Origin of the sequence: Streptomyces sp. 150FB (genome assembly GCF_000818195.1) — a bacterium.
Classification (GTDB): domain Bacteria; phylum Actinomycetota; class Actinomycetes; order Streptomycetales; family Streptomycetaceae; genus Streptomyces.
Genome location: NZ_JTHL01000001.1, coordinates 2,746,528 through 2,754,466 on the forward strand (window position 1 = coordinate 2,746,528; position 7,939 = coordinate 2,754,466).

At 71.3% G+C, this 7,939-nt stretch carries 7 protein-coding genes; 3 read left to right on the plus strand and 4 right to left on the minus strand.

What is annotated here, in order from left to right; all coding sequences use genetic code 11:
• Positions 1-111: 111 nt before the first annotated feature.
• Positions 112-1,611: an amino acid permease gene (locus tag QR77_RS11550; RefSeq protein WP_078876614.1), complete on the minus strand. Its 1,500-nt coding sequence runs from the start codon at positions 1,609-1,611 to the stop codon at positions 112-114.
• Between the two features lie 196 nt (positions 1,612-1,807).
• Here QR77_RS11550 and QR77_RS11555 point away from each other — a divergent pair, with 196 nt between their 5' ends.
• A complete protein-coding gene (locus tag QR77_RS11555) occupies positions 1,808-2,305 on the plus strand; it encodes a ribose-5-phosphate isomerase (RefSeq protein ID WP_040027728.1) in 498 nt (165 codons plus the stop codon).
• 83 nt (positions 2,306-2,388) lie between these two features.
• Positions 2,389-3,213: a DNA-formamidopyrimidine glycosylase family protein gene (locus tag QR77_RS11560; RefSeq protein WP_040027729.1), complete on the plus strand. Its 825-nt coding sequence runs from the start codon at positions 2,389-2,391 to the stop codon at positions 3,211-3,213.
• Positions 3,214-3,250: 37 nt separating this feature from the next.
• On the opposite strand, the gene QR77_RS11565 is transcribed toward QR77_RS11560, so the two are convergent.
• The gene (locus tag QR77_RS11565) at positions 3,251-4,486 is read right to left on the minus strand and encodes a GNAT family N-acetyltransferase (protein ID WP_078876615.1); all 1,236 of its coding nucleotides are present in this window, start codon (positions 4,484-4,486) and stop codon (positions 3,251-3,253) included.
• 106 nt (positions 4,487-4,592) lie between these two features.
• Between QR77_RS11565 and QR77_RS11570 the strand changes: the two genes are divergently transcribed.
• The gene (locus QR77_RS11570) at positions 4,593-5,738 is read left to right on the plus strand and encodes a PP2C family protein-serine/threonine phosphatase (RefSeq protein WP_040021466.1); all 1,146 of its coding nucleotides are present in this window, start codon (positions 4,593-4,595) and stop codon (positions 5,736-5,738) included.
• 132 nt (positions 5,739-5,870) lie between these two features.
• On the opposite strand, the gene QR77_RS11575 is transcribed toward QR77_RS11570, so the two are convergent.
• Both QR77_RS11575 and malQ read right to left on the minus strand, forming a co-directional pair.
• Positions 5,871-6,101 carry a hypothetical protein gene (locus QR77_RS11575; protein WP_040021468.1) on the minus strand — a complete coding sequence of 77 codons (231 nt, stop codon included), beginning with the start codon at positions 6,099-6,101 and terminating at the stop codon, positions 5,871-5,873.
• A 20-nt stretch (positions 6,102-6,121) separates the two neighbouring features.
• Entirely contained in the window at positions 6,122-7,936 is a 1,815-nt protein-coding gene (gene malQ / locus QR77_RS11580; RefSeq protein ID WP_052489581.1) for a 4-alpha-glucanotransferase, read from the minus strand.
• Between the last annotated feature and the right edge of the window lie 3 nt (positions 7,937-7,939).

Below are 7,939 nucleotides of genomic sequence, written 5' to 3' on the forward strand. Positions count from 1 at the left end.
GCTCCCCGTTCACGCGGCGCGTGTCGCGCCGTGCGAACGGGGAGCCCCGGTGCCATACGTAACAGGTTCCGTCAGGTATTCAGCTATCCAGATGCTCAGCTATCCAGATGCTCAGCTATTCAGCGCATCCTTCGCCGGATCCACCGAGTCCGAGTCCGAGTCCGAGTCCGCCGGGCCCACCCCGCCCGAGTTCCCGCGCCGCATGACATCCCTGACCAGCGAGATCCCGATCACGATCGCCGCGACCAGCAGCGACAGCAGGACCTGATCGCGTCCCGCGTCATCGGTGAGCATGTAGACGAGCACGAACGAGATCATCGCGATCGTCGCCCACGTCAGGTACGGGAAGAGCCACATCTTCACGACGAGCTTCTCCGGCGACTCGCGCAGGATGATGCCCCGCATCCGCAGTTGCGTGAAGCAGATGACCAGCCAGACGAACAGCGCGACGGCGCCTGAGGAGTTGAGCAGGAAGGCGAAGACCGTGTCGGGCCACTGGTAGTTGAACCAGACGGCGACAAAGCCGAAGACGACGGACGACAGGATCGCGACCTGCGGCACGCCCCGCTTGCTGACCCGCGCGAAGGCCCCGGGCGCGTCGCCGCGCTTGCCCAGCGAGAAGGCCATCCTCGACGCCGTGTAGAGACCGGAGTTGAGACAGGACAGGACCGCCGTGAGCACGATGACGTCCATGATCTGTCCGGCGTGCGGGATGCCGATCGAGTTCAGCGCGGCGACGTAACTGCCGTCCTTGACGATCGACGGGTCGTTCCAGGGGATCAGCGTCAGCACGACGAAGATCGAGCCCAGGTAGAAGATCGCGATCCGCCAGATCACGCTGCTGGTGGCCTTGGAGACCGCGCGCTCCGGATTCGCCGACTCGCCGGCGGCGAGGGTGACGATCTCACTGCCCATGAAGGAGAAGACGACCAGCAGGACTCCGGTCAGGATCGCGCCGGGCCCCTTCGGCAGGAACCCTCCGGCGTCCGAGAGATGCGAGAAGCCCGCGCCCGCGTTGTCCGATCCCGGCAGTACGCCGAACACCGCGAGCAGCCCGATGACGACGAAGATGCCGATCGCCACCACCTTGATGCCGGCGAACCAGAACTCGAACTCGCCGTAGGACGCGACGGATGCCAGGTTCGAGACGGTCAGGACGACCATCACGATCAGCGCCCACGCCCACTGCGGCACGCCCGGAACCCAGCCGTTCAGGATCTGCGCGCCCGCCGTGGCCTCGACCGCGAGCACCACGACCCAGAAGAACCAGTAGAGCCAGCCGATGGAGAAGCCCGCCCAGCGGCCGAGCGCCTGGTCGGCGTAGGCGGAGAAGGACCCGGAAGTGGGCCTGGCCGCCGCCATCTCGCCGAGCATCCGCATGACGAGGACGACCATCAGGCCCACGAGGGCGTACGAGAGGAGGATGGCGGGCCCGGCGGCGGCGATGCCGGAGGCGGAGCCGACGAAGAGGCCGGCACCGATCACTCCGCCGATGGCGATCATGGAGAGGTGGCGGTTCTTCAGCCCGGCGTGCAGGCCGTCAGGCGATTGTGGATTCCCAGGCTTTCCGGGATCTCCACCTGCCTTAGTGGGGGTCGACAGCGATGCCATGCGTACATCCTTACGTGTGCGGTCCACTCGGAGATGAGTCCCCGCATTGAAGCGCCTCGCCCTCCGGCGAAGGAAGATCCGAGTCCTGATCGTTGTACGCGGGAACGGCATCTCTGGCGTGGTGCTCGATCTCTTGATCTCGCTGAGGGCTACCCAGCGGCGCGCCGCCCACACCACGCGTGCCACACTTCGCACCATGCGTGTGTACCTCGGCTCCGACCATGCCGGCTTCGAACTCAAGAACCACCTCGTCGAATGGCTCACGGCCCATGGCCACGAGCCCGTCGACTGCGGCCCCTACGTCTACGACGCCCAGGACGACTACCCGCCCTTCTGCCTGCGGACCGCCGAGCGTACGGCGGCGGACGAGGGCAGCCTGGGCGTCGTGATCGGCGGCTCCGGCAACGGCGAGCAGATCGCCGCGAACAAGGTCAAGGGCGTACGCGCCGCACTGGCCTGGAACGAGGCGACCGCCGAACTCGGCCGCGAGCACAACAACGCCAACGTCGTCGCCATCGGCTCCCGGATGCACACCACCGACGAGGCGACGACGTTCGTCGAGGTGTTCATCAAGACCCCGTACTCGGGCGCCGAACGCCACGCGCGCCGGATCGCGATGCTCGACACGTACGTGGCGTCCGGCGAGCTGCCGCCGATCCCCGCGCACCACCCGAAGGGCCCGCAGCAGGGCTGACCGTACGTCACGACAACGCCGCCGCGCCGCCGGGTCCCGGGGATCCGGTGGCGCGGCGGCGTCGCGCCACCGAGGAGAACACCGTGCCCGAGGGGCATACGATCCACCGCCTGGCGGCCGACCACCTCGACCGGTTCGGCGGACGGCCGGTCGGGGTCAGCAGCCCGCAGGGCAAGTTCTCGGACAGCGCGGCGCTGCTCGACGGGCGGGTGCTGGACGGCGTGGACGCGCACGGCAAACACCTCTTCCTCGGCTTCGAGTCGGCCGGCTGGGTCCATGTCCACCTCGGCCTCTTCGGCAAGGTCGCGCTCGGCGACGCGCCGGCCCCGCCGACGACGGACACGATCCGGCTGCGCCTCGTCAACGGCACGTCGTACATGGACCTGCGCGGCCCCACCACCTGCTCGCTGATCACCGAACCGGAGAAGCAGGCGATACACGAGCGCATCGGCCCCGACCCGCTGCGCGTACGCGACGACGGCACCGGGGACGACGGCGAGAAGGCCTGGCAGCGGATCTCGCGCTCCCGCACGACCGTCGCCGCCCTCCTGATGGACCAGAAGGTCATCGGCGGCGTCGGCAACGTCTACCGCGCCGAGGTGCTCTTCCGGCAGGGCATCGACCCGTACCGCGCGGGCAAGGACCTGACGCGCCGTGAATGGGACGCGATCTGGGCGGACTTGGTGGCGCTGATGCGCGAGGGCGTGCGAAACAACCGCATCGACACCGTCCGTCCCGAGCACACGCCGGAGGCGATGGGCCGCGCGCCGCGCGTGGACGACCACGGCGGCGAGGTGTACGTCTACCGCAGGACCGACATGGGCTGCCTGCTGTGCGGCACCCCGATCCGTACGGCGCCGCTGGCGGCCCGGAACCTCTTCTGGTGCCCGGGCTGCCAACAGCGCTGAGCCGCCCCCGTGTTCGCGTCCGTGTTCGCGTACGGCGTCAGAAGCCGTGCGGCAGCCAGGGCGCGGTGTCCGAGGCGAAGGCCGCCGACGCCCGCGCCAGCGCGCCCGGCCGCAACTCCCGTACCCGTCCGGCCCCCGCCAGCGCGGCCAGCGATGTGCCGCCCAGGTAGGCGGAGCCCAACTCCCTTGCCGACAAGGCCAGATCGGCCTGGTCGGCCGTACGGACACAGGTGGCGCCCTCGGTGTCGCCGGTCAGCCGCCAACGCCCTTCGTTCCAGGGGCAGAAGGCATCCTCGACCTCCAGCACCACGTCCACCGGCGTCCGGTAGCGGCGCGCCTCCAGCGCGGGTCCCACCTCCACGAGCCGTACGTACAGCGCGTCCCGGACGCGCAGACGGCTGCGCCTGACGTCCAGGACCAGGTGCTGGAAGGGGTCGTCGACCGGGCGGCCCTCCACGCTGAGCGTCGTGGTCAGGTCGATCCCGAAGAGGAAGCGCCAGAGCGACGCGTAGGCCGCCGGGTCCGAGGCGTACAGGTGCTCCAACTCGACCGTGCCCTCGGACACCCCTTCGCTCCGGCGCGGCCGGACGCGGAAAAGTGTGAACCCGACCACGTCGCCGTCCCGTTCGGCCAGCGCGCAGCGCAGCGGCGACCTGCCGTTCCTGGACTCCTCGGGGTCGCTGACCTGGGTCCGCTCCCAGCCGGGCGTCCGGGCGATCATCCCGGGGCGCAGCGGGACTTCGGCCGCGTACAGCGCCTCACAGGCGTCCAGCACCCACTGCTCCGCCGGCGGTACCTCGCGCAGCCGCACGTCGTCCGTGCCCTCCGGTACGGCGAGCGCCACCCGGGACGTGTCAATCGTCGCGGCGAGCTGCTGGGTGGCGGCGCCGTAGCCGAACCGCCCGTAGATCGTGGGCTCCGTGGCCGTCAGCAGCGCCAGCGGCTCGCCCCAGGACCTGACGTCGTCGAGCTGCCGGCGCATCATCGCGGTGAGAACCCCGCGCCGCCGGTGCGTCGGTGCGACACTGACCAGCGTCACACCCGCGGCGGGGACCAGTTCGCCGCCGGGGACGGTGACGCGGAAGCGGTACGCGCCCGCCGTACCGACGCAGGTGTCGTCGTCCCAGACCGCGAGGGCGCGTTCGGTCTCGGTCAGCGTCCGCATCAACTCGCGGTATTCGGACGGTTCGGGGAGGCCGCCGAAGGCCAACGCCAAGGCGTCGAACCAGCGGTCCCATTCCGCAGGGGCGAGCACCCGTGGTTCTCTTGTCATATGCCATGCCTATCAGGGCGAGGTCGCACTTGCGAGTCGGTTTCGAACGCAATGTCGCGGGGGTCCCCCTGCACCGTGGGGGAACGGATGGATAGGGTCCACGTCGATGGCCGGTGTCGCGGGAACTGACTCGTACGTGGCCCGGTTGCGCAGGAAGCTGCACCGGGTCCGCATCGCCGTGCGCAAATCCGGGGTCGACTACTTCCGTGGCGACGGCTCGGACTGGATCGCGCTGGCCGGGCTGCTGTTGATCATCCCGGCCATCACCGGCACCACGCTCGCCATGCCCGTCTGGTGCGCGCCCTCGGCCCTGGTCCTCCCGATCGTGGCCGGCGGCCTGCTGCTGCGTCCGGCGAGCCTGCTGAGCCTGTACGCGGTCACGGCGGCCGCGCTGATCGTCGAGTCGATCGTCCTCGGCCCGTACACGCGGGGCCCGGGGCGCGTCACGCCCGGCACCATCCTCGTAGTGGCGGCGTGCGGTCTCTTCGGGCTGCTGATCGCGCAGTTCAGGGCCCGGGTCGGGGTGCCCTGGCGGCGCGGCGGGACGATGCTCTTCGACCTGCGCGAGCGCATCAGGGTGCAGAGCGCCCTGCCGTCGCTGCCGGACGGCTGGCACCACGAGATGGCGCTGCGCCCGGCGGGCGGCCAGTCCTTCTCCGGCGACTTCGTGGTCGCCGCCCGGACGAACGGCGGCCGTACGCTCGAAGTCATCCTCACGGACGTCTCGGGCAAGGGCATGGACGCGGGCTCTCGCGCGCTGCTGCTGTCCGGCGCCTTCGGCGGCCTGCTCGGCTCGCTCCCGCCGCACGGCTTCCTCCCCGCCGCCAACGGCTATCTGCTCAGGCAGGACTGGGACGAGGGCTTCGCCACCTCGATCCATCTGGTGCTCGATCTCGACTCGGGCGACTACGAGTTGCTCTCGGCCGGTCATCTGCCCGCGCTCCAGCTCCACGCGGGCAGCGGTGCCTGGGAGGAGAAGTCGGGCGAGGGCCCGCTGCTCGGGGTGTACGACGGCGCGCAGTTCGATCCGGCCAAGGGTTCGCTGCGGCCGGGCGACGTCCTGATGCTGTTCACCGACGGCCTGGTCGAGGCACCGGGCCGCGACCTGGGCGAGGGCATCGACCGGCTGACGGGCGAGGCGGACCGCTTCGTGGACGGCGGCTTCGAGGGCGCGGCCTGGCACCTGATCGAGGCGGTCGCGAAGGATGTGAACGACGACCGGGCGCTGCTGCTGATCTGCCGCGAGGGCTGAACGTACGGCGCCGTCGGCGGCGTTCGGCGTGGGCGGGCCGGCGCGTAGCGGATCACGGCGGCGGCGGCGAACCCAAAAAACGCCGCGCGGCGACCGTCTCCCGACGGGCCGTGCGGCGCTCTCGGCGGAGCGTCAGACTTGCTTCCTCGACTTGTCCAGGACCATCACCAGACCGGCGATGATCCCGAAAAGCGCGAGCGGGATCAGCACGAACAGGCCGACGGTCTGGATCACGCTCAGGCCTGATCCCGGGTCGTCGCCGTCGTCCCGGGTGATGGCGAGCGCCGGGGACGACATGAGCAGCATCATCAGCGTCGTTCCGGCTGCGACGGCGCCGGCGCGCAGAGCGTTCTTCTTGTCCACGGTGCAAACGTAGCGAACGCCTATACCGGGCGCTCGCGCGGGGGTGCCGTACGCGCGCTCAGCACGTCCATCAGGGCGTGCAGCCGGGGTGCGGCGGCCAGCGCCTCCAGCGTCGTCGGACGGCCCTTCGCGTCCGCCACGGGCAGCCGCCAGTTGGGGTACTGGTCCCAGGTGCCCGGCAGATTCTGCGGCCTGCGGTCGCCCACCGCGTCCGGCAGCCAGACGCCGACCATCCGCGCCGGGGTGCGCCGCAGGAAGCGGTAGACCGCGCGGATCTCCTCCTCCTCGTCGCCCCTGCCGTCGGCGGGCAGCAGATCCAGCTCCACCAGCCGGTCGAGCCAGTCGGCGACCTCAGCGTGGTCCTCCGACTGCTCCTCTGCCAGCGGGCGGGTCAGCAGGCCCAGTCGGTGGCGCAGTCCGACATGCTCACCGGTCAGGCGGGCGGCCGTGGACGGCAGGTCGTGGGTGGTGGCGGTCGCGAGGCAGCCGGCGCGCCACTCCTCGGGGGCGAGCGGGCGCTTCGTACCCTCCCAGTCGCGCTCGAACCAGAGCACCGAGGTGCCGAGCACGCCGCGCCGCTCCAGTGCCTCCCGAACGCCGGGGGCGACCGTGCCGAGGTCCTCCCCTATGACGACGGCGTCGGCGCGGTGCGCTTCGAGGGCCAGGACGGCGAGCATCGCCTCGGCGTCGTATCGGACATACGTTCCGTGGGTGGGGTCGTTGCCCTCCGGTACCCACCAGAGCCGGAAGAGGCCCATGACATGGTCGATGCGCAGCGCTCCGGCGTTCCGCAGGAGCCCTTTGAGCAGGCCTCGGTACGGGGCGTAGCCTGACGCGGCGAGGATGTCGGGGCGCCAGGGCGGCAGCCCCCAGTCCTGGCCCCGCGCGTTGAACGCGTCCGGCGGGGCGCCGACCGACATGCCGTGCGCGAAGGCGTCCTGCTGGGCCCAGGCGTCGGCGCCGCCCGGGTGGACGCCCACCGCCAGGTCGTGGACGATCCCGACGGCCATACCGGCGTCCCGCGCGGCGTGGCCGGCCGCCGCCAACTGCTGGTCGGTCAGCCAGGCGAGCCGGCAGTGGAAGTCGACCCGGTGGAGCAGCTCGTGGCGCGCGGCAGCCGTCTCGGCAGAGCGCGGGTCGCGCAGCCCCTCGGGCCAGTCGTGCCACTCGGAGCCGTACGTCTCGGCGAGCGCGTACCAGGTGGCGTGGTCCTCCAGGGCCTGGCCCTGCCCGGCCAGGAAGTCGGCGTAGTCGGCCCGGCGTCCGGGGCCGAGCGGCACCTTGTCCAGGATCTCCAGGGCCTCGCGCTTGAGCGCCCATACGGCGTCGCGGTCGATCAGCGCCTCGTGTTCGAGGACCGATTCGCGCAGCCCGGCGGCCTTCTCGACCAGACCGTCGAGCAACTCACGCTCGGACCCGGTCACATACGCGTACTCGGGCACGGCCTCGATCCGCAGGTGCACCGGGTCGGGGAAGCGGCGCGAGGAGGGGCGGTACGGGGAGGGGTCGGTGGGCGCGCCGGGGACGGCGGCGTGCAGAGGGTTGATCTGGACGAAGCCGGCGCCGAGTTCGCGACCCGACCAGGCGGCCAGTTCGGCGAGGTCCCCCAGGTCGCCCATGCCCCAGGAGCGGCTGGAGAGGAGTGAGTAGAGCTGTACGAGGAAGCCGTGCGTCCGCTCGGGCGGCTGCGGCACCTCGGGGGGCGCGACAACGAGCGTGGCCCGCTCCGTACGGGCGCCGGAGGCGACGGCCGTCAGCCGGTGCACACCGTGAGGGAGCGCGGCCCAGGGGCTCGCGCGCCGGGCGGGGCGGGGGTCGGGACCCGGGAGCGGCAGCTC